Annotated in this window: 23 protein-coding genes, 2 tRNA genes and 1 pseudogene; 5 read left to right on the forward strand and 21 right to left on the reverse strand. The window is 48.1% G+C overall.

What is annotated here, in order from left to right; genetic code table 11:
• Positions 1-151 precede the first annotated feature (151 nt).
• The 6 genes from BN3911_RS12565 to galE form a co-directional block, all read right to left on the reverse strand.
• Entirely contained in the window at positions 152-529 is a 378-nt protein-coding gene (locus BN3911_RS12565; RefSeq protein WP_066867877.1) for a TnpV protein, read from the reverse strand.
• 667 nt (positions 530-1196) lie between these two features.
• Positions 1197-2438: a galactokinase gene (locus BN3911_RS12570; RefSeq protein ID WP_066866193.1), complete on the reverse strand. Its 1242-nt coding sequence runs from the start codon at positions 2436-2438 to the stop codon at positions 1197-1199.
• Positions 2439-2455: 17 nt separating this feature from the next.
• Positions 2456-4438 (reverse strand): NAD-dependent DNA ligase LigA, encoded by a 1983-nt coding sequence (gene ligA / locus BN3911_RS12575; protein WP_066866195.1) that lies wholly within the window; start codon positions 4436-4438, stop codon positions 2456-2458.
• A 17-nt stretch (positions 4439-4455) separates the two neighbouring features.
• Entirely contained in the window at positions 4456-5130 is a 675-nt protein-coding gene (locus BN3911_RS17705; RefSeq protein ID WP_082942272.1) for a sporulation protein YunB, read from the reverse strand.
• Between the two features lie 46 nt (positions 5131-5176).
• Positions 5177-5752, reverse strand: coding sequence for a Maf family protein (locus BN3911_RS12585; RefSeq protein WP_066866198.1), 576 nt, complete (start codon positions 5750-5752; stop codon positions 5177-5179).
• On the reverse strand, positions 5736-6752 hold the full coding sequence (gene galE, locus BN3911_RS12590) for a UDP-glucose 4-epimerase GalE (RefSeq protein ID WP_066866200.1): 1017 nt from the start codon (positions 6750-6752) through the stop codon (positions 5736-5738). Before galE ends, BN3911_RS12585 begins: the two co-directional genes overlap by 17 nt.
• 214 nt (positions 6753-6966) lie before the next feature.
• Here galE and BN3911_RS12595 point away from each other — a divergent pair, with 214 nt between their 5' ends.
• The 4 genes from BN3911_RS12595 to BN3911_RS12610 all read left to right on the forward strand — a co-directional run bounded on the left by BN3911_RS12595 (position 6967) and on the right by BN3911_RS12610 (position 8855).
• The gene (locus BN3911_RS12595; protein WP_187127747.1) at positions 6967-7344 is read left to right on the forward strand and encodes a putative ABC transporter permease; all 378 of its coding nucleotides are present in this window, start codon (positions 6967-6969) and stop codon (positions 7342-7344) included.
• Positions 7345-7419: 75 nt separating this feature from the next.
• Positions 7420-7508: transfer RNA gene (locus tag BN3911_RS12600), tRNA-Ser, on the forward strand.
• Between the two features lie 43 nt (positions 7509-7551).
• Positions 7552-7641, forward strand: a tRNA-Ser gene (locus BN3911_RS12605).
• Between the two features lie 134 nt (positions 7642-7775).
• A complete protein-coding gene (locus BN3911_RS12610) occupies positions 7776-8855 on the forward strand; it encodes an acyltransferase (protein ID WP_066866204.1) in 1080 nt (359 codons plus the stop codon).
• Between the two features lie 159 nt (positions 8856-9014).
• Here the strand turns inward: BN3911_RS12610 and BN3911_RS12615 are convergent, their stop codons facing one another.
• From BN3911_RS12615 to BN3911_RS12640, 6 genes are all read right to left on the reverse strand, one after another.
• Positions 9015-10085: a VanZ family protein gene (locus BN3911_RS12615; RefSeq protein ID WP_187127748.1), complete on the reverse strand. Its 1071-nt coding sequence runs from the start codon at positions 10083-10085 to the stop codon at positions 9015-9017.
• A gap of 155 nt (positions 10086-10240) precedes the next feature.
• Positions 10241-11032, reverse strand: a complete 792-nt coding sequence (locus BN3911_RS12620) for a PHP domain-containing protein (protein WP_066866208.1) — start codon at positions 11030-11032, stop codon at positions 10241-10243.
• 15 nt (positions 11033-11047) lie between these two features.
• Positions 11048-11815 carry a DUF8091 domain-containing protein gene (locus BN3911_RS12625; RefSeq protein ID WP_066866210.1) on the reverse strand — a complete coding sequence of 256 codons (768 nt, stop codon included), beginning with the start codon at positions 11813-11815 and terminating at the stop codon, positions 11048-11050.
• Between the two features lie 2 nt (positions 11816-11817).
• The gene (locus BN3911_RS12630) at positions 11818-12642 is read right to left on the reverse strand and encodes an amidohydrolase family protein (protein ID WP_066866212.1); all 825 of its coding nucleotides are present in this window, start codon (positions 12640-12642) and stop codon (positions 11818-11820) included.
• Entirely contained in the window at positions 12643-13245 is a 603-nt protein-coding gene (locus BN3911_RS12635) for an epoxyqueuosine reductase QueH (RefSeq protein WP_242871130.1), read from the reverse strand. It abuts the gene before it with no gap.
• Positions 13246-13476: 231 nt separating this feature from the next.
• A complete protein-coding gene (locus BN3911_RS12640) occupies positions 13477-14448 on the reverse strand; it encodes a sugar phosphate isomerase/epimerase family protein (RefSeq protein WP_066866214.1) in 972 nt (323 codons plus the stop codon).
• A 205-nt stretch (positions 14449-14653) separates the two neighbouring features.
• Between BN3911_RS12640 and BN3911_RS12645 the strand changes: the two genes are divergently transcribed.
• Positions 14654-15898, forward strand: a complete 1245-nt coding sequence (locus tag BN3911_RS12645; protein ID WP_066866216.1) for an MFS transporter — start codon at positions 14654-14656, stop codon at positions 15896-15898.
• Positions 15899-15981: 83 nt separating this feature from the next.
• Here BN3911_RS12645 and leuD read toward each other — a convergent pair whose 3' ends face one another.
• From leuD to ftsE, 9 genes and pseudogenes are all read right to left on the reverse strand, one after another.
• Positions 15982-16470 (reverse strand): 3-isopropylmalate dehydratase small subunit, encoded by a 489-nt coding sequence (gene leuD, locus BN3911_RS12650; protein ID WP_066866218.1) that lies wholly within the window; start codon positions 16468-16470, stop codon positions 15982-15984.
• A gap of 17 nt (positions 16471-16487) precedes the next feature.
• Positions 16488-17747, reverse strand: coding sequence for a 3-isopropylmalate dehydratase large subunit (gene leuC, locus BN3911_RS12655; protein ID WP_066866220.1), 1260 nt, complete (start codon positions 17745-17747; stop codon positions 16488-16490).
• Between the two features lie 63 nt (positions 17748-17810).
• Positions 17811-19388, reverse strand: coding sequence for a citramalate synthase (gene cimA / locus BN3911_RS12660; protein WP_066866223.1), 1578 nt, complete (start codon positions 19386-19388; stop codon positions 17811-17813).
• A gap of 1 nt (position 19389) precedes the next feature.
• On the reverse strand, positions 19390-20154 hold the full coding sequence (locus BN3911_RS12665) for a hypothetical protein (protein ID WP_066866225.1): 765 nt from the start codon (positions 20152-20154) through the stop codon (positions 19390-19392).
• Between the two features lie 73 nt (positions 20155-20227).
• Positions 20228-21736, reverse strand: coding sequence for a lysine--tRNA ligase (gene lysS / locus BN3911_RS12670; RefSeq protein ID WP_066866226.1), 1509 nt, complete (start codon positions 21734-21736; stop codon positions 20228-20230).
• Between the two features lie 71 nt (positions 21737-21807).
• Positions 21808-22290: a transcription elongation factor GreA gene (gene greA / locus BN3911_RS12675; RefSeq protein WP_066866228.1), complete on the reverse strand. Its 483-nt coding sequence runs from the start codon at positions 22288-22290 to the stop codon at positions 21808-21810.
• A 189-nt stretch (positions 22291-22479) separates the two neighbouring features.
• Entirely contained in the window at positions 22480-23655 is a 1176-nt protein-coding gene (locus tag BN3911_RS12680) for a murein hydrolase activator EnvC family protein (RefSeq protein WP_187127749.1), read from the reverse strand.
• Positions 23648-24553, reverse strand: coding sequence for a permease-like cell division protein FtsX (gene ftsX, locus BN3911_RS12685; protein ID WP_066866232.1), 906 nt, complete (start codon positions 24551-24553; stop codon positions 23648-23650). The genes BN3911_RS12680 and ftsX overlap by 8 nt, the downstream gene beginning before the upstream one ends.
• Before the next feature lie 263 nt (positions 24554-24816).
• Positions 24817-25470: pseudogene (ftsE, locus tag BN3911_RS12690) on the reverse strand (cell division ATP-binding protein FtsE); the annotation flags it as partial.
• Positions 25471-25482: the final 12 nt, after the last annotated feature.

Below are 25482 nucleotides of genomic sequence, written 5' to 3' on the forward strand. Positions count from 1 at the left end.
AGTATGAAATCGTACTTGCAAAGTGGATTATAGTATGATTTCGTACTTTTGTCAATAGACTTCAAAGAAAAGTTACAAATGACGGTATCGATACGTATATATACAAGTTACAAAGAAAGCGGCAGAGTTTTCACACCCTGCCGCCTGTCTACTATGCGTAAATGAGTTCTTTATCCACAATCTCCATCGCACATGCCCGTATGTTACCCAGCCGCTCAACCCATTCTAAAGCATTGTCAGCCTTTAGTTGTTCCGTTATGCCCTGCAATTGTTTCATATCCTCTATGAGCCTTTCAAAGCGTTCCTGCGCCTGTTCGTTGATGTCGGCAAGATAAGTGTTGAGTTTGCCGCTGGTCAAAAGCGTTGTGTAGGTCGCTTTTCTATGCTCTTTTAGGTAGCATTTGTGTTGCTGCCCCCATATCCCGATAGGCTTTTCTTCTTCGGGTGGTAAGGTAAGGCATGGCAGATAGTAATCGTCTTGCAGTTCGTACCAAAGACCGTTGTTTTCATCATAAATGCACTTGTCCATCTTGAAATCCTCCAGTATAATATATTCGCACATATGTCACATTCCCCCGATTGCCGCTTGCTGTTATAGCTTGTTATCAGATTTTTCTTCCCTTATTTTTGCCCTTATGAGGTGGCGAGGGAAGCATAAACACAAGTGAAATCGTATAAAGGGATAAGGCGGACACATTGCGATAAATCCTTTATTTGGGGGCGTTTTGGAGGATTTTATTAAAACCCTATGAGGGGCAGTAACCACCTATGAAATCGTGGTTTTCAAATTACAATTTTACGATTGAAAAAACAATACAAACTTCGCAAAAACCGTAAAACTGATATTGATAAATGTCAAAGAAGCAAGAAAGCTAACTTTTATCTTCTCTTCTCTGTTCGATGAATTCCTGTATTTCAAATATCAATGCCTTTGCTTTCAACGCAAAAAGCGGAGCATGCTGCTCCCGCAGCATAACTCCGCCTCCTCCCACACAATTTTCTGCAGGAAACCTTTACAATAGTTTTAGCCAGAAGAAAAGACACCCATTCGCTTTTTCCGTCATAGAGTAAAGGGCGTCGGAATCTCCGACGCCCTTTACTCTATGGCCTCTGGCCGAACCCTATTTCATCAGAAGCGCGCTTCTTCCGATTCTGTAAAAATTCCCATCCAAAACACCACAGCAAAACCAGCTCTTTCAAATTCCCTCTACCTTTGTTCCACCCGCAGACCGGACGGAAAGCACATAACAGGAGCCCTCTCCAAATACCTCTTCCATGTTCGTGCGGTACTCCTCCAGAAGATCAAGGGGTACAAAAGCCTGAATCGTTCCGGCAAAGCCGCCGCCGTGCACCCGGAACGCCCCCCTGCCGGCCAAGAAACGCCCGCTCAGGGCAAGAGCAAGGCTGACGCCCTGTTCTTGTGGAGAACCCACAGCAAACACATTTTGCAGCCGCTGGAAAGAAGACCGGCCCGACTCCAGGATTTTCTGTTTAAACCCATCAAAATCTCCGGCCTTCAGCGCCTCGGCTTCCTCTTTGGCCAGCCTGTCATCGTCAAAGAAATGCATGGCGCGCAGCACCGCCCTGTCGCCGGCTTCACCGCGCACAGCAGGCAGCTTATCATAGAATTCCTGTTCCTCCACATCCCGTAAGTACTCCTTGCCGAAAAAGCCTGCAACCCGTTTCATCTCCGCCGGAATCGCCGCGTATTCCCCGGTCAGGTTGGCATGATTTCCTCCGGTGTCCACCACGCACAGAGCATGCCCGCAGGCGGAAAAGTCAAAATCAACCTTTTCAATGACGGGAGAAGAGGGATCTTTGAAATCAATGGAGGTAAAACCACCCACTGAACAGGCCATCTGATCCAAAAGCCCTGACGGTTTTCCAAAATAGACATTCTCTGCATACTGTGCAATAATGGCGGCTGTAACAGGATCAATCCGGCCTTCATTGTACAAATGGCTGATAACGGTCACCACCAATACTTCAAAGGCCGCGGAACTGGAAAGGCCGGAGCCTTTGAGAACCCTTGTCATGGTATAGCATTCAAAGCCGCCTACCTTGTAGCCAAGCATCTGACATTTGGCACAAATCCCCTTGAGCAGTGCCAGAGAGGTCCCTTCCTCCTCTTCCTTCCGGGTAAGATCTCCCAGGTCAAACGTATCCATTCCCGGATATTCTGCCGATTTCAAAGAGATGCGTCCGTTTTTCTGTTTTCTGGCAAGACCTACGATATCCAGATTCACGGCAGCTGTCAGCACTCTTCCATGATTGTGATCCGTATGATTTCCCCCGATTTCGGTTCTGCCCGGCGCACTGAAATATGCTGCGCCCTCCGCAGACCCGAAATTCTCTTCAAACCCCTTCTGCAGCTCCTCGTACCGCTGTCTTTGCGACTGTGCTTCCCCGCCATACAACTCTTTAAATTCTACAACCATTTCAATACCACCCTTCTTTATTCTTCCACCATTTGAAGCAAATCCGCTTCAGAAAGTACGGGAACTCCCAGCTCATTTGCCTTTGTAAGTTTGCTTCCTGCCTCTTCTCCAGCCAAAACATAGCTAGTCTTTTTCGACACAGAAGAAGTCACTTTTCCGCCGTGCAGCTCAATCAGCTCCGACGCTTCTTTGCGGCTCATGGTCGGCAGAGTTCCAGTAAGCACAAAAGTGCTTCCAGCAAGGGCGCTACCCTTGCGCTGTTGTTCCGTCCTCATATTAACGCCCAACTCCCGAAGCCGCGCAATCAATGCTTTAGCTGATTCTTTCGAAAAGAATTCTGCAACCTCTTTCGCCATGATGCCGCCAAAACCTTCAATTTGAGCAATTTCTTCCTCTTGTGCCTGCATCAGTTCATCCATGGTGGGATACGCGCTGCAAAGAATCTTTGCAGCCTTTGCGCCAATGTGAGGGATACCAAGCGCATAAACCAAACGATAAAGGTCAGCCGATTTTGATTTATCCAGAGAATTCACTAAATTTTCGGCGCTTTTCTTCCCGAACCGTTCCAAATCCTTTAGCCTGTCCGCCTGCAGCAGATAGAGATCGGCAGGTGATGCAACCAGACCTTCCGCCAAAAGCTGTTCCAAGATAGCCGGTCCCAGCCCGTCAATATCCATAGCATCCCGCGAGGCGAAATGAATGAGGTGACGCAGCAGCTGTGCCGGACACTGAGGGTTAACGCACCGGACCGCGGCCTCTCCCTCCAACCGCGATACCGCCTCCCCACAGGAAGGGCAGATTTCGGGCAGGAGGAAAGGAATTGAATCCTCCGGATTCGAAAGCACAGCCACGACCTCAGGGATAATTTCCCCTGCCTTGCGAAGCACCACCCGGGATCCTATCCGGATATCCTTCTCCGCAATAAAATCCTGATTGTGCAGCGTTGCCCTGCTGACCGTCGTACCTGCCAGCGTCACCGGCTCGAACCGGCCGGTGGGTGTCAGAACGCCGGTTCGGCCCACATTTATTTCGATATCCACCAATACAGTCTCTTTTTCTTCCGGCGGATACTTAAAAGCTTCCGCCCAGCGCGGGAATTTCGCCGTACTGCCCAGCTCTTCCCGCTGCAAAAAATCGTTGACCTTCACCACAGCGCCGTCTATGGGATATTCAAAGCTGCCCCGCTTCTCTCCGATTTCCTGAATAAATGCCAGCACCTTTTCCATATCTTCCGTTTTGAGATAGAGCGGCGGCACCGAAAAGCCCAACTGCTTCAAACGTTCCAGGGACTGGTCATGCCGGGTAAGTTCTTCTCCCCTGAGCCGCTGAACATTGAACACGAAAATATCCAGTCCTCTTCCAGCCGTAATTTTCGGGTCCTTCTGACGCAGGGAACCGGCAGCGGCATTCCTGGGATTTTTAAAAGGCTTCTCCTCCAGAAGTTCCTGGCGTTCACAAAGCTTCTCAAAGCTTGCGTCGGACATATATACTTCTCCGCGTACTTCCAAATAAGGAATCGGTTCCTTCAGCTTTTTGGGCACGGTGCGAATGGTTCTGATATTTTCCGTGACGTCTTCCCCGGTCACGCCGTCCCCTCTTGTGGAACCCCGTACGAACAGGCCATCCACATATTCCAACGCCACGGAAAGGCCGTCAAATTTAGGCTCTACCACATATTCCGGATTTGCCACTGTTTCCCGCACTCTCCGGTCAAATTCCCGCAGCTCTTCTTCGGAGAAGGAATCGTGCAGGCTTTCTAACGGAACTTCATGCGTCACCGGGGCGAAGGTATTGTAAATAGCCCCCCCCACCTTCTGTGTGGGAGAATCCTCCGTGGCAAGTTCGGGGAACTCCCCTTCCAAAACCTCCAGACGCCGGTACAGAGCATCATACTCAAAATCAGAAATTTCCGAAATATCTTCTGTATAATACTTTTCTCCATAGTAGCGAAGTTTCTGTCTGAGCACCTCTATTTCTGTTTGTGCTTCCTTGAATTCCATAATTTCCTCTTGTCTTCTCACCCGTCCGCTGCGGGCTGATTTAAAAACCCCGTGGTGAACTGCGGCACTTCTCCCACGATCACAGTTTCTGACAACACGGTAGAAATTTCTGTTTCCTCGTAGACTTCAAACCGCTTTGACTGAGAAAACACACTGGCACGCACAACCATGGTAATGCGGTGACAGGTCTGGTTCACTCCAGCGGAGAGAAATTCCGTATGAAAAGTGATATCGGCTGATCCCTCAAAATTAAGACGTATTGGCACTGGAAAACCTCTTCCATTGAAAAGGCCCACCTCACTGAGACTTCCTATAGGGACAGAAACCGAACATTTTCCATTCAATTCCTTCGTCAGCTCTGTGAGAATGTTTCCTTTCAAACGGTTGATAGCCTCCGAGTCCGCACTCACAGCCGAAACCTGGCCGCTCCCGCTTCGGGATACTTCTACAAAAGAGCTTTTACCGCTTTCCAATTGGTTATTCACAGCCCGGTTCACAGTTGAGACTAAATAATTTCGTGCCGTTTCTTTGGTGAGCTCCTCGGAAATAGAAGAAAGGCCCTTCTCGGAAACTGCAGCACAAATCACGGCAAGCACCCCCAAAAACACCAAAACCAGACGAAAACGACAAACTCCCTTTCTTTTCTTGCCGCGACGGCTTCGTGTGCGGAACCGTCTTCCTATGTATCGCATAACACCACCCCGCTTTTCCCATAGTACGCAGGGCAGCCTGTCTGTGTTATTGCAACGATAGCTTCCGCAGCCGTCGTAGAGTTTCCGCCACTGGAAGGCCCACTACGTTGGAGTAGTCTCCGCAGATTGAGCGGATCAGAGTAACGCCTTTTCCTTCAATCCCATAGGAACCAGCTCTGCCGCGGGATTCGCCTTCCCTGACGTAGTCCTCGATTTCCTCATCCTCCAACGAATAAAAATCCACCCGTGTCCTTTGATGAAACACCTCTGTATAGCCGGGCGCCAGGATACAAACGCCTGTGTAGAGGTCATGGCTTCTGCCTGAAAGCCGCCGCAGAGTAGCCTTGGCTTCCGTATCATCTTTGGGCTTTCCCAGCATTATCCCGTCAATACTGACCATGGAATCCGCCGCTACGATAACCTGATCTGGGTGCAGCTCTGCCACCGCTTCCGCTTTCCGTTTTGCCAGACATTCCACCGTCTCCGCAGGGCCATAAGTTTCCGGAACCGTTTCTTCGGCGCCGGAGACCACCACTTCGAATTCCACGCCTGCTCTTTCCAGCAGCATTTTCCGGCTGGGCGAGGCGGAAGCCAGAATAAAGGGTTTACTCTTCATAGCCATTGGGATTCATCCTCTGCCAACGCCAGGAATCAGCGCACATATCATCCAGCGTTTTTCTTGCCTTCCAGTGAAGCTCTTCCAAAGCCTTGGTGCAATCCGCATAACATGCCGGAATATCCCCTGGACGCCGGTCTGTCACCTCATAGGGGATCTCTTTTCCCACTGCTTTTGAAAAAGCTGATATCATCTCCAAAACAGAATATCCCATACCCGTACCTAAATTATAGATGTGCAGCCCACATTTTTCCTGTTCAAACAATTTCAACGCCGCTACATGTCCCTCTGCCAAATCTACCACATGGATGTAATCCCTCACGCCCGTACCATCCGCCGTGGGATAATCGCTGCCAAAGACACGTACCTTCTCAAGCTTTCCTACTGCTACCTGCGTGATGTAAGGCACTAAATTATTGGGAATTCCATTGGGGTCTTCGCCGATCCTTCCGCTTTCATGCGCTCCCACCGGATTAAAATAGCGTAGGATAACAGGATTAAACCCGGAGTTTGCCCGGGCATAGTCGGTCAAAATCCGCTCGATCATCAGTTTTGTGGTTCCATAAGGATTCGTAGTGGACAGGGGAAAATCTTCCCTGATAGGAACCGATGCGGGATCTCCGTAAACCGTGGCGGAAGAACTGAACACAAAATTTCCTACCCCGAATTCCCCCATGACTTTCAGCAGAGTCAGAGTGGAAATTAAATTGTTTTCATAGTACCGCAAAGGGATGGCAACAGACTCACCCACCGCCTTTAGACCGGCAAAATGGATTACTGCATCAATCTTTTCTTTCTGAAATACCTCACGCAGCTGCTCCTCGCAGCATACGTCGTATTCATAAAAAGAAACCTGCTTGCCGCTGAGTTCCTGAATCCGGTCTACCGCAACTCTTTTGCTGTTGCAGAGGTTATCCACCACAACCACGTCATACCCCTTATCAAGAAGTACAATTGAGGTATGTGATCCGATGTATCCGGCGCCTCCGGTAACGAGCACCTTCATAGAGAAAAACCGCCTTTCCATTGATGATTACTTATCGTTTCACGTCAAAAGCTTGTCCAATCTACAGATTTATATTATAGGGAACTTTGCAAAAAAAGACAATAAGTTTTCCAAAGAAAGGCAGGCAAAACGCAAATAAACGCAAGAGAAATGCGCACACTTTCTAGTACGGTTTTAACCGAATCAATGGAATCCAGGAGTTTTGACGATGAATATGGATGGGCTGATTTTTCTCACAGGCAGCTGTGCCTATCCCACGCTGGAAATGATCTGGCGCGGGCATACTCATTATTCTATGGCGATTGCAGGTGGAATCTGCCTTTATCTGATTGACAAGATTTGCTGCGGCCGCCTGAAAAGCCGCAGTATTGGGTGCAAATGCTTGGCAGGAGCAGGTATTATAACCGGGGTGGAGCTATTTACCGGCCTGGTCGTCAACAATCTTCTGCATTTTAATGTTTGGGATTATTCTGATGTGCCCTTCAACCTGCTTGGACAGGTATGTCTTCCCTATACAGTCCTATGGGCTGCGCTTTCCCTGCCTGCTATGGCGCTTTGCGAACTGTGCAGGCGTTCCTCTGTTTTATCCTGAAACAGACAGAGAAGTTTCAAAAAACCATTGACATTCTACCGAGTCTTATGGTAATATATTACTCGCGTCAGATGTGGAGAGGTGTCCGAGTGGTTTAAGGAGCTAGTCTTGAAAACTAGTGATCCCGCAAGGGACCAAGAGTTCGAATCTCTTCCTCTCCGCCACATGTCTATCAAGTTACATACTTTATGGTATAGATTTCACCTTGGAGAAGTACCCAAGTGGTGAAGGGGCTCCCCTGCTAAGGGAGTAGGTCGGGTAACCGGCGCAAGGGTTCAAATCCCTTCTTCTCCGCCAAACCTGCGGCCGGTAATTTGCGGCCGCAGGTTTTTCTTTTCATATTTTGTGCCGCACCCCAGTTTTATCAGATACCAATTCCGGCACAGTGACATAATAAAGCCGTAGACAGAACCGAGTTTAGGGGGATACTAATGGTTTCTATAACAACTGACAGCAGAAATTTTGAATCCAATCGAAACTACAGCTTTGATATTTTGCGAATTTTTGCCTGTTTTATGGTAATTGTCAACCACACCAATAGTTGGGTTTTTATGACCTACTTCCCATCAGCTTCGGGGCATCTTTCTTTAGCGTTGTTTTTTATTTCTAAAACTGCCGTTCCAATTTTCTTTATGATCTCGGGGGCTTTACTATTAGGGAAACGGGATACGTATCGAATTGCATATGGAAAAAGAGCTTTCCGCATTTTTCTGGACATTCTGGTCTTTTCAATCATTTCTTTTTGTATTACCAATCATGGGTTCAACGGTTTTTCTTTTGATACCATACGTTCGATGATTAACAATCCGATTATCACGCCTTATTGGTATCTCTATTCTTATCTGGGCATTATGTTAATGCTGCCCTTTTTGCAAAAAATGGTACAAGCCCTCAACAAAAGGGATTATATTATTTTGTTAAGTCTTCTATTTATATCAAGGCCCTTCTTATCTTTTTTATCATACCTTGGCCTGTTGCCCGCGATTTCAGACTTTTTTTCAAGAAATCTTTTTTCAGGGGAAATATTTTATTTCTTATTAGGATATTTTATTATGAATAATATTCCTGATTGGTCCCAAAAAAAGAAACTCAACTGCCGTATTATGATTGCCTGTCTTATTCTGTTTTTAGCCGGCATCCTGTTTTGTTGGTATCGAACAGGCCTGGAGTTTTATCAAAACGGCAAATTTACCTTACGATTAGATCACATCTACAATTTGCCTATTTTCATTCCTTCCCTTTCGCTTTTTATATTGACCATCTTATTGTTTCAGAATGTCCAGTTCCATGCGATAAGTTCCAAGTTCATACGTACTGTAAGTCAAGCTACTTTCGGGGTTTATTTAACTCATAATATCGGCATTACTTTATCCCGTCCGGTTCTACAGTTTTTGTGTTCCAATATGAATGACTGGATTGCCGTACTTATTACGGATTTCATTATATTTACTTGCTGTACGATCATTATTTATCTTTTGAGAAAAATCCCCTTGATAAAAAAATTATTATAACGATATTGTATTAATTTTTTCGGATAGGCGTAAAAAGAAAACCCGGATCAGAAAGAGGAACGTATATCTTATACGATGTACTTCTCTCTTAGTGATCCGGGTTTATTTCATCCATTGAAACAAAATAAGTCCGACTTCATCTTTCCAGTCCGCTTTTAGTTATGAAGCGGTCTGAGGTTTGACCGTACTCTGAATCTTCGTGCCGGAAATCCATCCATGGAGGTAGTCCCTGCCGGTACGGGAAGAACGGTTGAGCGCCGTTTCCAGAAAAAACAGAAAAATGACCGACAGATACCAACCTGCCAACAAAAACAGGTAGAACAGCTGCTTTTCCGCCGGAGCCACAGTGAACTGTATCAAAAGAAAATTGGATATAAATAGAAATAGTACGGCTTCTCCACATACTGCTCCATAGCGCAGTAAACTGCGCCACAATACCACTCTGCTTCCATCCCGATTCGCAATACAGAGCTTAGTCATCCTTTTACCAAGGCTTTTCCCCTTCCAAAGCCACTGAAACACACCAAAGTACAGCAGGTAAGCGGCGGCAAAAAGAAAGTCATCCCAGAAATCCGATACCGGCAGAACCCAGTCCAAAAATCCTGTAAAAATCGAAACAAAAAACAGATCTACGGCAAACGACAAAAATCTCCGGGTAAAACTTACCCTTTCCCCCTTCTTATAGGATTTCTCATCAATCTTATCGCGGTCCGGAAGGATACGTTCCAACAACTTCGTAAAATAATATCCTAACATTCCTCCCAGCGTGTTGCAGAGCAAATCATCCACATCAAACAGCCGGTAAGGTCTGGGATAAATTCCATAAAGTCCGGAAAGCTGCGTCAGTTCAAAGAAGAGACTGAAACAAAAGCAGAATATTACCGCCGGCAGAGGCTTTTTTCGGAAATAATACCGCAAAAAACATCCGAAAGGAAATAGTAACGCTATGTTAAAGACGAATTGCAGCGTAAAATTGCTGGTAAGAGCCGGAAAATAAGTAGCAGGCTCTGAAACCCGGAAACCGGTTTCCTTGGAAAGTTCCCGAAAAAAACTGAAAGGAATCAGCTGCACTTTCGGCGTAGTTAACTTTGCCACCTCTGCGCGGTCAGGCAGTGGAAGGATAACCAGAAAATAGGCGCATAGCAGATAGAGCACAAAGGAATAAGCCAGAAAAAAACGCAGAAAAGTAACACTGCCGAATTTTCGATAGTGATGAATCAAAAAAGGCAACGTTATCAGTGCTGCCGCAAATGGGAAAAAAATACATGCCTCCCAAATTATGTTCAGGTAAAAATCCATCGTTTTTTCTTCCTTCTCTTCTGTGTCTTTCCGCCAAGACTTTCAACAGCCTCTATACGGATGCACTCTCTGACAGAATGCCAGTCTCAGGGCTCCGTTCTGCCAACAGCCCGCAGAAAACCGGTCAAGGAGCGGTTAGCTACCAATTCTTCTGGAAAGTGAATCTCTTCCAACATGTTCAAGGCGCGTTCGAAATGTCCTACCGAATAAGCGCTATGGGCATCGGAACTTACCACGATTCCTACTCCCAATTCTGCACAGGTCTCTGCAATTTTTCTGCATTCTTTCTGAACTGCCAAATCCGCCTGAAAGCTGAGATTGTTGATTTCTATCAGTTTTCCGCAGTCCCTGGCCGTTTTACACACCTCTTTCCGGTCAAAACGCAGACCTGCCCTTCCCGGATGCCCTATAATATGGACTTTGGGATTCCGCAGCACATTGCAGTACATCTCGGTATGCTGTATCACACTGCCGCTATCCCGTCCCGGAAAACTATGAACACTTGCAATCGCATAGTCCCTGGTATCCAACAGCATATCACAAAGAGAACGGCACTCATTTCCCCCATCCCGAAAGCCGTCAGGCGGAAAATCGTTCCAAAAAGCCAAATTTCCCTGAAAATCCACAATGTCAATTTCCACACTAGCCAAAATAGTGACCCCATGGATTTTTCTTGGCAAAGCCGCCATGTTCATCATCGCACCCCAGGCAGGCATGCCGTCTGCACGAATTGGAGTAAGCAGCGAATTGAAATGTTCCGACATACCAATCGCTTCCAGTCCTATCTCTGCAGCGCAGGCCGCGTTTTCAGAAATCGTGGAAAATGCATGCTCTGAAAAAATAGAATGGGTATGAGGGTCAACCTTAATCTGATACAAAACAGCGCCTCCTTTCTAAACGCTTGAACGAGGGCCCACACTGTCCGCCCTGCGGTATAAAAAAGCGTTTCTCAGTTTACCCGTACGCTCCAGCGCACCGACGGAATATAAAACATTGACAGCCGCAGAAGCTGCTTTTGCCGACATTCTTGCAGCGGACGCGAAATCCCGCACGGTAAAAGTCTCCTGCAGGCTCTCTGGGAGGAAACGCCGATACTCCTCCAGAGAAGTGATCCACAGCTCTTCCAGGAGGTTCACAGGCATCCTGTCAAACCGGGTGGAGCCCCGCTTTCCCCCGTTTCCCCAACCATTTTTCAGACGGTATTCCTCAAGTTCCAGCATCACGATACACAACCGGAGATTGGGAGCAGAGAGAAGGGGCTTGAGCTTATATAATTCCGGAAGTATTTCACAGGCTGACGCACTCTTGGGGCTTTTTCTGCGGGGACTGTCTGTTCCGTCCTCCTCTATCCAAATCAGCCACTTTCTAGCCGGCACCGGATAGACTACCGTGACAGGTCCCAACTCCAAAAAGAAAGCAAGTTTTTCCCGAAGCCTGTCAAATCCCCTGGTCTGAATTTCAAAGATACCCTGTTCATTGCAAATATCCGCCACGTACGGACCTACGGGAACTTCCTGATTTTCCTTCCGCGGCTCGAAATACTGTTTTAAAACTGCGTGCAGCGTTTTTTCTCCCAGGGTTCCGATTCCTGTCCGCTTTCCGGCTCCATCCATACATTCACTACACGCTTCCAGAAACCGGGCGGCAGAGTCTTTCTCCATACTCAAACCTGTTCTTCCAAATGAAACAACCGGGCAAAATTTCCGTAGAGTATTTTCCGGTTTTCCTCCTCGCTTAACCCCAAAGCAAAGAAACGTTCCAGCTCTGTTTTGGGAAGCCACATGGGGAAGTCCGTACCAAACATCGTGCGTTCCACTCCAAAATGTGCGATATTCTCCAAAGCCTGTTCCCTCGTAACCACAAAAAGGGAACTGGAGGTATCAATATACACGTTGGTCCCTTTGAGATCCCGACGGGCAGCTTCCCACTCGGAATATCCGCCCAAATGTGCCGCAATACAGGTAAAATCCGGAATTTTTTCCACCACATTCATCAGCCTTCGGGGAGAGGAGAAATCTGTGCGGCTGTCGCCCGTATGGAACAGGACAGGCAGACCCCGGCGATTTGCCTCTCGGTAAACCGCGATCATCCGGTCATCGTCAATGTGAAACTTCTGAAAATCCGGATGCAGTTTGATACCCACCAAACCCTTTTCCTGAATATCGTCGAATTCCCCATTGATATCCTCGATATCCTGATGCCAGGCGCCCAAACCTAAAAACTCAGGATATTCTTCACATTTTTTCCGGATAAACTCATTGATGGAACGGACCTGTTCCACCTTGGTGGCTACGGAGCAGACTAGATACCGGTCGATCCCGGCCTCTCTGCCTCTTTCACGCAGGACGTGGGGCAGACCGACATTCTGCATCCTGATATCATAGAAATCCCCTACTGAAGCGGTCGCCTTCTCCGCAATTTTACCCGGATAAATATGCGCATGAGCATCTGCGGCCCGGTACTTTACGCCATTGTGTATAACAGCCATTTATCTCATCCTTTCCTGCCTTGCCTGTTCTGATTCCCGTTGAGAATAAATACAGCCGCAGTAATTCTGGCGGTAGAGTCCGTATTCCCGGGAAAGCTCAATGGAGCGTTTATAGCCATCTTTTTTCTTAAAATCCGCCGGAAGGTGCGCAATACCATACAACGCTCCGATTTCCTCGCCGATTTGATTGAGAACCGCTGCATTTTTTAAGGGGCTGATAGATAAAGTTGTCGTAAAAAAGTCGCAGGACAGCTTCTGTGCTGCCTTCGCGGCGGCCTCCAGCCGCAGACGGTAACATTGGCGGCAGCGGCTCCCGCCCTCCGGCTCTCCTTCCAATCCTTTCGCAGTCTCTTCAAAGGCTTCCCCTTCATATCCGCAGGACACCAAGGTGACCGGATGCACCACAGGCATGGAAGATGCCAGCCGCTCCAGTTCTGCTTTCCTTTTTTCATATTCCTCTATTGGAGAGATATTGGGATTATAATAGAGAAGATTAATGGAAAAATAACGGGAAAGATATTCCAGCACATAGCTGGAACAGGGAGCACAGCAGGCGTGCAACAAGAGCTTTGGGACTGCAGCGCCATCCTGTAGCCGCTTCACAATCTTGTCCAATTCTTTGGAATAATTTCTTTTCGTCTCTATGGTAAGCACCTCATTTATTATGGAAAACGGAACAATTAAAAATTTTAGCACAGGTACTGAGTGATTGCAAGCGGCAGAAAAAAGCTGAGCCGGCAAAAAATCAAGCAGAGAAAAGCTTTTGCTTTTCTCTGCTCATTTTTTAGCAGCGGCCTGTTATTATTTTACAGTCACATTAAGTAAAATTGGCTTTTATACCCAGCGCAAATCCGTCATTTTGTCTTCAAAGGTGATAGAGCGATTGAGCACGTCGCAAGCTTTGACCAGGCCTTCATTCTTACTCATGAGGCTGTCCTCATGCTCAATGGAAAGCACATAATCATAGCCCACCAGACGAAGCTGGCTTACAAAATCCTTCCAGAACAGCTCGTCATGGCCATAGCCGATGCTGCGGAAAATCCAGGAACGATGAATCTCATCGGCATAGGAATGGGTATCCAGTGTACCGTTGATTGCAGCATTGATGGGATCAATTTTTGTATCTTTCGCATGGACATGGAAAATCGCCTCACCGCCCAGCTCACGGATGACCTTCAACGGATCCATCCCCTGCCAGACCAGATGGCTGGGATCCAGGTTGGCGCCGATTTCCGGACCCACCGCGTCCCGCAGCTTCTTTAAAGTATAGGTATTGTATACACAGAAGCCCTGATGCATCTCAAGGCCGATTTTATTGACGCCATGCGCTTTTGCAAAGGCCACAAAATCCTTCCAATAGGGAATCAATACCTCGTTCCACTGATACTCCAGAATTTCCAGATAGTCATTAGGCCATGCACAGACCACCCAGTTGGGATTTTTCGATTCCGGACAGTCTCCGGGACAGCCGGAAAAGGTGTTGATTTGATGAATCCCAAGCTTTTCAGCCATAAGCACCGCATCATGCAAATCATCGTCAAACTGTTTTGCAATCGCCTTGTTGGGATGAATCGGATTTGCGTGGCAGCTCAAAGCGCTGATTTCCAGACCGGATTCCTGAATGGTATCCACGAACTCCTGGAATTTCGCCTCATCGTGCAGCAGCACGCTGGGATCGCAATGATCTTTGCCGGGATATCCGCCGCAGCCGAGCTCTACCATCTGGGCGCCCAGGGATTTAAAATAGGCCAGAGCCTCTTTCAGCGGCGTCTCGCCGATGACATTGGTCAGTACACCGAGTTTCATAATGACAGCACACTCCTTTGTATTTTATCGGATTGGCAAAAAAACAGCTTGCACACCGATTGCCTTTGGATACAGTATATATAATCCCTCCCAAAAAAGCAATCCCGCAGCAGAAATTTCTCCTTGGCGCCAGCAGGAAAAGGCTTTCTATTTTTGACGCTTTCCTGTATAATCAAAAAGCATGCTAAAGGGGGAATGGTAATCTATGGAACAAAAACAGAACTTCAAATCCACACGGCTGGCTTGTTACAGAGGTTATATTGTACAAGGGATCGTCAACAATCTAAGTCCGCTGTTCTTTGTTATTTTCCAAAAGGAGTTCGGCATCTCCTATGGGATGATTTCTTCCCTGATTCTCTTTAACTTTGTTACGCAAATCATCGTGGACATTCTTTGCGTCAAATTTGTGGACCGCATCGGTTACCGTATCACCGCTGTTGCTGCGCACGTCTGCGGCGCAGCAGGGCTGCTTTCCCTGGGAATCCTTCCCAGAATCCTGCCGTTTCCCTTTTTGGGTCTGGCGATTGCCACAATGATCACCGCTGTGGGCGGCGGGATGATCGAGGTTATCATCAGTCCCATCATCGATTCTCTTCCCAGCGATGCAAAAGACGCCAAAATGAGCCTTTTACACTCGTTTTACTGTTGGGGCCAGGTCGGCGTAGTGCTGATCACTACTCTGGCTGTAAAACTGATTGGAGAAGAATACTGGTGGCTACTTCCCTTGTTCTGGGCGCTGGTACCAGCCTATAACATCATGAAATTTGCCAAGGTGCCTCTGATGCCCACCATTCCAGCAGAAGAGAAAATCCCGCTGGGCGCTCTCTGCCGCTCAAAAATCTTTTTTTTAGCCATGGTGCTTATGCTTTGCGCCGGTGCGTCCGAACTTGCCATGAGCCAGTGGAGTTCTCTGTTTGCAGAAAAGGCGCTGGGCGTTCCAAAAGTTTTGGGAGACCTGTTAGGGCCTTGCCTCTTTGCCGTGTTCATGGGAATCGGCAGAACGATTTATGGAATTTGGGGTGCAAAGCTTAACCTGCACCGGGTTTTAGCGTTGAGTTCCGTGCTCTGTGTTCTCTGTTACCTTGGGGCTTCCTTGGTACCGAATCCCATGATCGCCCTGCTTTCCTGCGCTCTGTGCGGCTTCTCCATCAGCCTGATGTGGCCCGGCGTTCTGAGCACCACCTCTGCAGCATATCCAAAGGGAGGTACCGCCATGTTTGGCGTTCTGGCTGTATGCGGAGATATCGGTTGTTCCGTCGGGCCCGCGCTGACCGGCGCTGTGAGTGATTTTGTCAGCCGTTTCGGAGCCTTTGCCGCTTCCCTGTCTGTGACAGCCGATCAACTAGGGCTGAAAGCCGGCATGCTTTCTGCCATAGTCTTTCCCTTGATTTTGCTTCTCTGCCTCGTCTTGTTGAAGCGGGCTCTGCAGAAAAAGAAGCTGCCTGGCTGAACAAAGTAAGTTTCCCTATCCCGATAAAAAAGAGACGTCAAGAAGCAATAAACTGCTTTCCTGACGTCTCTTTTGTCAACGCCTTATTTAGACTTCGCTATAGATTCCAGCAAGCCGCCGCAGGCAATGATATTCTTGATAAACGGCGGAAAAGGGTGGGCCTGATAGGTCTTCCCCGTCGACTCATCCGTGATGAGGCCGGTGTCAAAATCCACAGCAACAATGTCTCCTGACCTAATCTCTTCCGCTGCTTCAGGACACTCCAGAATAGGCAGGCCGATGTTGATGGAATTCCGATAAAAAATCCTGGCAAAGGTAGAAGCTATCACACAGGAAACGCCGGAGGCTTTCAGCGCAATGGGAGCATGCTCCCGAGAGGAACCGCAGCCAAAATTCTTTTTAGCCACCACGATATCCCCTTGTTTCACCTTCTTGACAAAGTCCTCGTCAATATCCTCCATACAGTGCGCCGCCAGCTCACTGTGGGAGGAAGTATTCAGATAACGAGCGGGGATAATAACGTCTGTATTCACGTCATCCCCATATTTATGTACGGCACCTTTTGCATCCATATCACTCGCTCCTTTCTTCACAGCACGGCAGGATCCGTGAGATAACCGGTAACCGCACTGGCCGCCGCTACAGCGGGAGAAGCCAGGATCACTTCGGACTCCGGATGTCCCATACGTCCTACAAAGTTTCGGTTGGTCGTGGAAACCGCCCGTTCGCCTTCCGCCAAAATTCCCATATAACCGCCCAAACAAGGGCCGCAGGTAGGCGTGCTGAATACCGCGCCTGCTTCAATAAAAATTTCCGTCAGCCCTTCCCTGACACAATTCAAGTAGATTTCCTGTGTGGCCGGGATGACGATACAGCGTACCCCTTTGGCGATTTTGCGGCCCTTTAGAATACTGGCCGCCATTCTCATGTCTTCCATCCTGCCGTTGGTGCAGGAACCGATCACGCTTTGATCGATCCTGACGTCGGAAACTTCACCGATGGTTTTTGTATTTTCTGGCAGATGAGGCATGGATACCGTGGGCTTTAAAGTGCTCAGATCAATTTCCACCGTTCGCTCGTACACCGCGTCTGGATCTGCCTCATATCTTTTGATGGTTCCCTGATAACGATCTTGGCAATAGGCCAGCGTCTTTTCATCTACAGGGAATATACCGTTCTTAGCCCCTGCCTCAATGGCCATATTGGCTATCGAAAAGCGGTCGTCCATCGACAGAGACGCAACCCCGTCTCCAGTAAACTCCAGAGACTGATACAGAGCGCCGTCCACCCCGATCAAACCGATCAGATGCAGAATTACATCTTTTCCACAGACATAGCCTGTGAGGCGGTTTTTCAGCACGACCTTTATGGCAGAAGGAACCTTGAACCAGGCTTTCCCTGTGATCATCCCCGCCGCCATATCCGTTGAACCCACACCCGTGGAAAATGCTCCCAGTGCGCCGTAAGTACAAGTATGAGAGTCCGCGCCGATCACACAGTCGCCGGGGCCCACCAGCCCCTTCTCCGGAAGCAGCGCATGCTCGATGCCCATCTCTCCTACATCAAAAAAATTGACAATATCATATTGATTGGCAAATTGTCTGGTTTGCTTGCACTGCTGCGCTGCTTTGATGTCCTTATTCGGCACAAAGTGATCCAGCACCAAGGCAATCTTACTGCGGTCAAACACGGCGTCTGCGCCGCACTTTTCAAACTCATTGATAGCTACGGGCGAGGTGATGTCGTTGCCCAATACCAGATCCAGCTCTGTCTCAATCAACTGGCCGGCTTCAACGTGTTCAAGGCCCGCATGGGCAGCCAAGATCTTCTGCGTCATCGTCATTGCCATAAAAATTCCCCCTCTTATTTCGTCTGCAGCAGTCCCAACGTCTCAGTATCTCGCCGGATTATCTTATTTGCCACAGGCGCCGTTTGTCTTCAGCAACAGATATTCCATGGAGTCCTCTAAAGCTTTCCAGCTAGCTGCCACCACGTCGTTGGAAACGCCTACCGTAGTAAAACTTCGAACCCCGTCTGTAGAAGTAATCAGGACACGCACACTGGATCCGGTAGCATTTTTTCCATCCAAAACACGAACCTTGTAATCCGTCAGTTTAACATGGGACAACACCGGATAGAAAACCTCCAACGCCTTGCGGAGGGCCTGGTCCAATGCGTTCACAGGGCCGTTTCCTTCGGCCGCCATAAGCTGAATTTCCCCGCCCACGCGAACCTTCACCGTCGCGCTTGCCCCACAATCTTTCTCTGCGGCAAAATCCGTATAGATGTGATAATACAGCAGTTCAAAAAAAGGTGAAAAAGGAGCCAGAAGCTTACGCACCAACAGTTCGAAAGACGCGTCAGCCCCTTCGAACTGATATCCCAGACGCTCCAGTTCCTTGATCCGCTCCAGAACCTCCTGGACTTCACGGGATTCTATTTTGGCGTCCGGAAAAATTGTTTTGATTTTAGCCAGAATAACCGCTCTGCCGCTGATTTCCGAAGCTGGAAACCGTCTGCTGTTTCCCACCAAAAAAGGGTCCACCTGTTCAAAGGAGCACGGAGCTTTCAGCACGCCGTCTGCATGCATGCCTGCTTTATGAGAGAAGGCGTTCTCTCCCACATAAGGCAGATTGGCGGATAAATCCAAATTGGATACTGCCGCTAATTCCCTGGCAGTATGGGTCAACGCGGCCAACTTTTCCTGCGGGATACAGTCGATTCCCAGCTTGATCTGAAGGTTGGGAATCACAGCAGAAAGATTGGCATTCCCACATCGTTCTCCGAAACCTAGAAATGTTCCCTGTACCTGAGAAGCTCCCTTCAGCACAGAGACGACACTGTTGGCCACCGCCATTCCACAGTCATCGTGAAAATGTACGGCAACTGGCACAGAAAGCCGGGAAACCGTCTCTGCAACGATTTCAGCCGCCTCTTCAGGAAACACGCCTCCATTGGTATCGCAGAGACAGATCATACCTGCCCCTCCGGCCACTGCCGCTTCTGCCATGCGCAGCGCAAAATCTGCGTCGTCTTTATAGCCGTCAAAATAGTGTTCGGCATCGAAAACAACTTCTTTGCCATGGGCCTTGAGATAGCGGCAGCTTTCCCGGATCATCCGAAGATTCTCTTCTTCCGTTGTCTCCAACACACAGTCCACGTGAAACCGCCAGCACTTTCCGAAAACTGTACAGAAATCCGTCCCCGCCTGCACCAAAGACCTGAGATTTTCATCATCCTCCGGCCTTCTGCCTTTCCGACAGGTGCTGCCGAAAGCGACCAGCTTCGCATACCGCAGAGGGATTTGGCGGGCACGCTGGAAAAATTCCAAATCCTTGGGATTGGAGCCAGGATTTCCGGCCTCTATGCACTCTACTCCCAATTGATCCAGTATCTTTACGATCTTGAGCTTGTCTTCCACAGAAAAAGTAACGCCGCTGCCCTGTGCTCCATCCCGCAAAGTGGAATCGAAAATTGAGACGCGCCTCATCTCAGCCCTCCGTCTTTGTCAGCTTCTCATCATTTTGGAGTCTTTTATAGAGCGCCATGCAATCATCATAGTACGCCATGGCCTTCTCATCCTTCTCAAAGGCAGTCCCTCGTTGTGTACGAAGTGAAATCCGCAAATCGTCAAACAACGTACGAATGTCTTCGTCACTGGCCATCTCTGTTCCCACACCATTCAGCTTAAACTCTGCAAGCGCTTTAACGTCGTTCCAATTCACCATGGCATTCTCATAATCGGTGGCGTCTTCCGGCATGGGCGTACCGTCATTGTACAAGAAATACCCTCCGAAATTCGTCTTCATCGAATCAAAAGCCGGTCCGTTATGAATATAGAGAATACTCTCACCTGTCGACGCATCCGCCGTAAATTTCACCACAGAGGCCTGCTGCTGAGTCGGATCCGTCTGCGCAGTTGACTCTGAAAATATGTAATTCACCACTGTGACGACTGTTTTTCCATCTCCATTGCGGTCTTCCGCATACTGGGTCAAGTATTCCTCCAGCTGCGTTACCGCCGCATCCGGCATCGTATAAGAGGTCATCAGGGCTATAGTGTAGTCCGGGCTTACCTTAGTGGCAATTGAATAGACAATGCTCCCCAAAAGCAGGACACAGATAGCGCCAACCAAAAGCTTTACCCTGTTGTAAAACCACCAGTTCTGCCGTTTTTCTTTCGGCGTGGTAGGCACAATCTCATTGGCATGGATTGTATCCTCGCTTTCATCCAACAGATATCTTTCTCTTGCCATGGCGGAACGACCTCCAATAATTTTCTATCGGTTTAACTTGATTTAAGCTGCCTAAAACACGTATAAAAGCTCTTTAGTTTAGCGGTTTCATCGTCGGAAATAATAAAACGTCCCGAATAGACTGAGCCCCTGTGAGCAGCATAACCAGACGGTCCACTCCCATTCCCATACCACCGGTGGGCGGCAGGCCATATTCCAGAGCCGTCAGAAAATCCTCATCCACATCGCAGGCCTCATCATCACCGGCAGCTTTCAATGCGGCTTGGGCTTCAAAGCGGGCACGCTGGTCTATCGGATCGTTCAGTTCGCTGAATGCATTGGCATATTCCGCCCCCATGATAAACAGTTCGAAACGCTCTGTATACTCCGGAGCATCCTTGTATTTCTTCGCCAAAGGAGAAATATCTACCGGATGCCCAGTCAAAAACGTGGGCTGCACCAGCTTCTCCTCGCAATAAGTCTCAAAGAACAAGTTCAGAATATCGCCCTTCTTGTGGCGCTGTTCATATTCGATATGATGCTCGTCTGCCAATCTCCGGGCTTCCTCCAGCGTCTCTACCTGCGAAAAATCCACACCGGCATACTGTTTTACAGCTTCAAGCATACTGATTCGGGCAAAAGGCTTATCCAAATCGATTTCAATGCCATTGCGCTCCACTTTTCCCGTACCCAACACCTTATGCGCCACAGTGCGGACCAAATCCTCTGTAATATTCATCATGCCTTCGAAATCGGTATAAGCCTGATAAAGTTCCAGCATCGTAAATTCAGGATTATGACGGGTGTCCATTCCCTCATTGCGGAACACCCTGCCGATTTCATAAACACGGTCAAAGCCGCCGACAATCAGCCGCTTTAAATGCAGTTCCAGCGCGATACGCAGATACATATCGATATCCAATGTATTGTGATGGGTGATAAAAGGCCTCGCAGAAGCGCCTCCTGCCTGCGTATGGAGAACCGGGGTCTCCACCTCCAGGAAGCTCAATTGATCGAGATATTCCCGAATCGCAGTAATAATGCGGGAACGCTTGACAAATACATCCTTTACCTCGGGATTTACAATAAGATCAAGATAGCGCTGACGGTATCTTGCATCCGTATCCTTCAGGCCATGATACTTTTCAGGAAGCGGCAACAGAGACTTTGACAATATCGTCATGGAAGAAGCCTTGATGGAAATTTCTCCCCGGCGTGTCCGAAAAGCTTCACCGGTCACTCCTACAATGTCCCCGATATCCAGAGAAGAAGTGAGCGTGCGATAGGCATCTTCTCCCAACACGTCGATTTTGACATAGAGCTGAATCCTGCCGGAAACATCGCGCAGATCCATAAAAGCGGCCTTCCCCATGTCACGCCAACTCATAATGCGGCCTGCTACAGAAACCTGTTTTCCTTCAAACTCTGTTTCAAAATGATCGACAATTTCCTGTGCCTTCTGCTTTACATCAAAAGAGGTCAAAAAATAAGGGTTCTCACCGTTCGCCTGCATCTTCGCAAGCTTTTCCCTGCGAATCCGCAGAATCTCGCTGAGATCTTGTTCTTCCTCTGCCTGTACTGCCTTTTCCTTGTGCTCCGCCATCTTCAATTCCCCTTCACTGAATTTTGATTTCAAAAAAGGAGCATCCCTGGGAGGCTCCTTCAAGTCTTATATCAGGCTATGGTGACAATCTTGTATTTGGAAATTCCTGCAGGTGTCTCAACAGATACCACCTGACCGGATTTGCGGCCGATCAAAGCCTTCCCCACTGCAGATTCATCCGAAATCTTCCCGTTTCTGGGATCCGCTTCATTGGAGCCCACAATTTTAAAATCCCGTTTTGATTTTCTTCCATCAGCAGCCGTAATTGCCACTTCAATCCGTGATCCGATGTGAACCGTCTCATTATTGAGCTCGCTTTCATCGATCACCACAGCATTTTTCAGCATCACTTCCACGTCTGCGATGCGGGCCTCCATCATCGCCTGTTCATTTTTAGCCTCGTCATATTCACTGTTCTCGGAAAGATCACCAAAAGAAAGTGCTACTTTAATCTTCTCCGCAACTTCTTTACGTCTCACTGTTTTCAGGTAGTCCAGCTCTTTTTCCAGAGCTCCGAGCCCCTCTTCTGTTACAAAATACTGCTTCTCTGCCATAACTCTCATCCTTTACAAGTGCGGCTGCAACTCTCTGCAACCAATTGTTTTCTATTATAGTTAGAAAGGCTGTCAATGTCAATGAAAAAACTTTTAACAAATGGCAGCTTCACCTCATAAAAAACAGAAGTTGGGAGACGCCGGTACGGCGTCTCCCGCTTTACTGCCCATTTAGTATACGCTGTTATTTCAATAATACCCCATAGGATCTGTTAAGCTATCCTGATAAATCACTTCGAAATGAAGGTGAGGGCCGGTGGAATTCCCCGTGCTGCCTACATAGCCTATAACCTCATTCTGCGCCACAGATGCTCCAGTGACTGTACCCAGCTCGCTCATATGTGCATAACGCGTTTGGTAACCATTTCCATGATCCAGAAAAACACAGTACCCATAACTGTCATTCCAGCCGGCATACTGCACAGTGCCCCCGTCGGCGGCTACGATGGCTTTGCCATAAATGTCTCCGCCCGCTATATCGATTCCACGATGTCCTCCTTCACCAAAATAACAGGTGAGATACGTATAGCCAGGCATGGGCCAAAGAAAACTTCCTGTACCGGACAGTCCTCCGGAACCTATATTTCCCAAACTTCCGCTGCCAATGCCATCCTGCCGAAGCTGTTCCTCCAGCTGCGCGATCGCCTCCTCGTTTTCCGCTATCTGAGAACCTAAAATTTCAGAGCCCGCAAGGACGGTCGCTTCCTCATTTTCTGCCTCCGCTACCAGCTGCTGTGCTTCTTCATACAAGGCGTTCAGTTCGGCGCTCTTCCGTTCCAGCGCTTTTTTGCTTTTATTGAGTTCCGATTTATCGCTGTTGATTAAAACAAGCTCATCCTCCACGCTGCTCATCTGTTCTTTCAGGGAATTGATGAGCTCCTGGTCTGAAGCTGATATCGATTTCAGCATTTCCAGCCTATCAGCATAGTCCATTATATTTTTGCTGCTGAGGACAATCTCTATGGCGGGAGATTGTCCGGACATATAAATGGCTTTTACCCGCTCCCGAAGCAGCTCCACATTTTTATCGATTCCGGCCTGCTTTTCAGCAATGGCATCTTCCGCCTCGGCAATCTGCTTATTCAAACGGTCAATTTGCTGTCTATAAAGATCAAGCTGACTCTGCACGGTTTCAATTTGTTGATAAAGGGTATCCCGATATCCCTTTTTTTGAGCCGTGTCTTCCTTCAGTTTCTCCAATTTGGCATCGTTGTCTTCCTTTTGCTCTTCCAGCGCAGCCTGTCTTTCCTGAAGTTCCAAAAGGGATTCAGCAGAAACGCTCATTCCTGTGCCAAACAAAAGCGCCAGTGTCAGCATGACAGCTGCAGCCGGTTTCCAGAAACCATTCAGCTTTCTTTCAGACAATTGCATTCTCTCCTTCTTTTTTCAGGTATTTGCTGATTGAAATCACGCCGCCCATAATGCCAAACAACATACCAACCGCAATATAGGCCACATAAAGCAACCAGATATACGGATCAATATCCATTGCAGTAATAAAAGGCACAATGCCATATACCACCTGTACCGCCTTATCATAGGCAAAATAGAGCACTGTTGCTGAGATAGCCCCTGACAATATACCGATGACAATTCCTTCTACTATAAATGGAATTCGTACAAATCCGTTGGTAGCGCCCACCGATTTCATGATGTTGATTTCCATCCTGCGGGAAAACATAGTCACCTTTACCGTATTCGCAATGATAAACAGCGAAACGATACTGAGCACAAGCACAATACCGATACTGCAGTACCGCACAAGTCTATCCAAATTACTGAGCTTTGTCGCTATATCGCGGAAATCAGAGGCTTTTGATACACCGTTTATGTTTCTCACCTGTTCCATGGTCTGGTCATAAAGACTCAGATCCACCATGGAAATAATGTAAGCATCCGGCAAAGGGTTTTCATCCCCCAGCAGACCATTGAACAGGTCTGTACTCCCATCCATGTCCCGCATCATGCGCTCAAGCCCTTCATCCTTGGTGACAAGAGTGCATTCGGAAATATTGTCTATCTTCTTAATTTCCTCGCCGACTTTTACGGCAGTCAGCGAAGGGAGGCCGTCTTCCAGGTAAACCGTAATACTGTTGTTGCCTTCAATGGATTTCATCGTCATAGAGAGATTGACGGAAAGCAGGCCTGCAATTCCCGTCATCAACAAACAAGAAATCAGTACGGCCACAGAGGCAATACTCATGGTTCTGTTTTTCCAAAGGCTTTTGAGACCTTCCTTAAATAGATATCCGATACTATGCATCAGCGGCGCACCTCCTCGTTCCCATTCTGCATTGAATCTGCGACGCTATCTCTCCTGTTTCTGAGAATTTCCTGCGCTATTTCTTCTGCATCATCTTCTTCATCCACATAGGGTTCCGGCATCACGGCTGTCTGGCTGAACTCTTCTTCACTGACCTCCACAGGATTGTAATCTTCCTCGCCTTCTGCATAGTCGTCAACTGCATCAAACTCCCCGGTATCCGCTGCCGGTGCTTTGGCGCTCTCTTCCCGCATAGCGGCTGTATCCGCCACAATTTCACCACTGTGGATTTGAATAATACGTTTATGAAAATGTTTCACCAAGGAATGTTCATGCGTAACCATCAGTACAGTGGTTCCACGCCGGTTGATCTCACTGAGCAGATCAACTATTTCAAAGGAAAGCGCGGGGTCAATATTGCCGGTAGGCTCGTCCGCAATGATCATGGATGGATTGTTTACCAGCGCCCTGGCAAGTCCAACCCGTTGCCGCTCTCCGCCGGAAAGCTCAGTAGGATAATGCTTTGCCTTATGCTGAAGTCCAACCAGACTCAAAATGTAGGGAACACGCTTTTTTATAGTTTTGGGAGAAGCTCCCACCACCCGCATGGCAAAAGCAACATTGTCATAAACCGTCATATGATCAATCAGACGGAAATCCTGAAATACAATGCCCATCCTTCTGCGTATGTATGGTATTTTTCCCTTTCTGAGCCTGGAGACATCCACGTCATCCACGATAATCTGCCCGGAATTGGGACGCTCTTCACACATGATCAACTTTAAAAAAGTACTTTTTCCGGCGCCGGAGGAACCGACAATAAAAACAAATTCCCCTTTATCCACCTTCAAGTTGATATTATGCAAGGCTTCCGTACCATTGTTATAGATCTTCGATACATTTCGAAATTCAATCAAATGGATCCCTCC

Source organism: Neglectibacter timonensis, assembly GCF_900048895.1.
GTDB classification, from domain to species: Bacteria; Bacillota; Clostridia; order Oscillospirales; family Acutalibacteraceae; genus Acutalibacter; species Acutalibacter timonensis.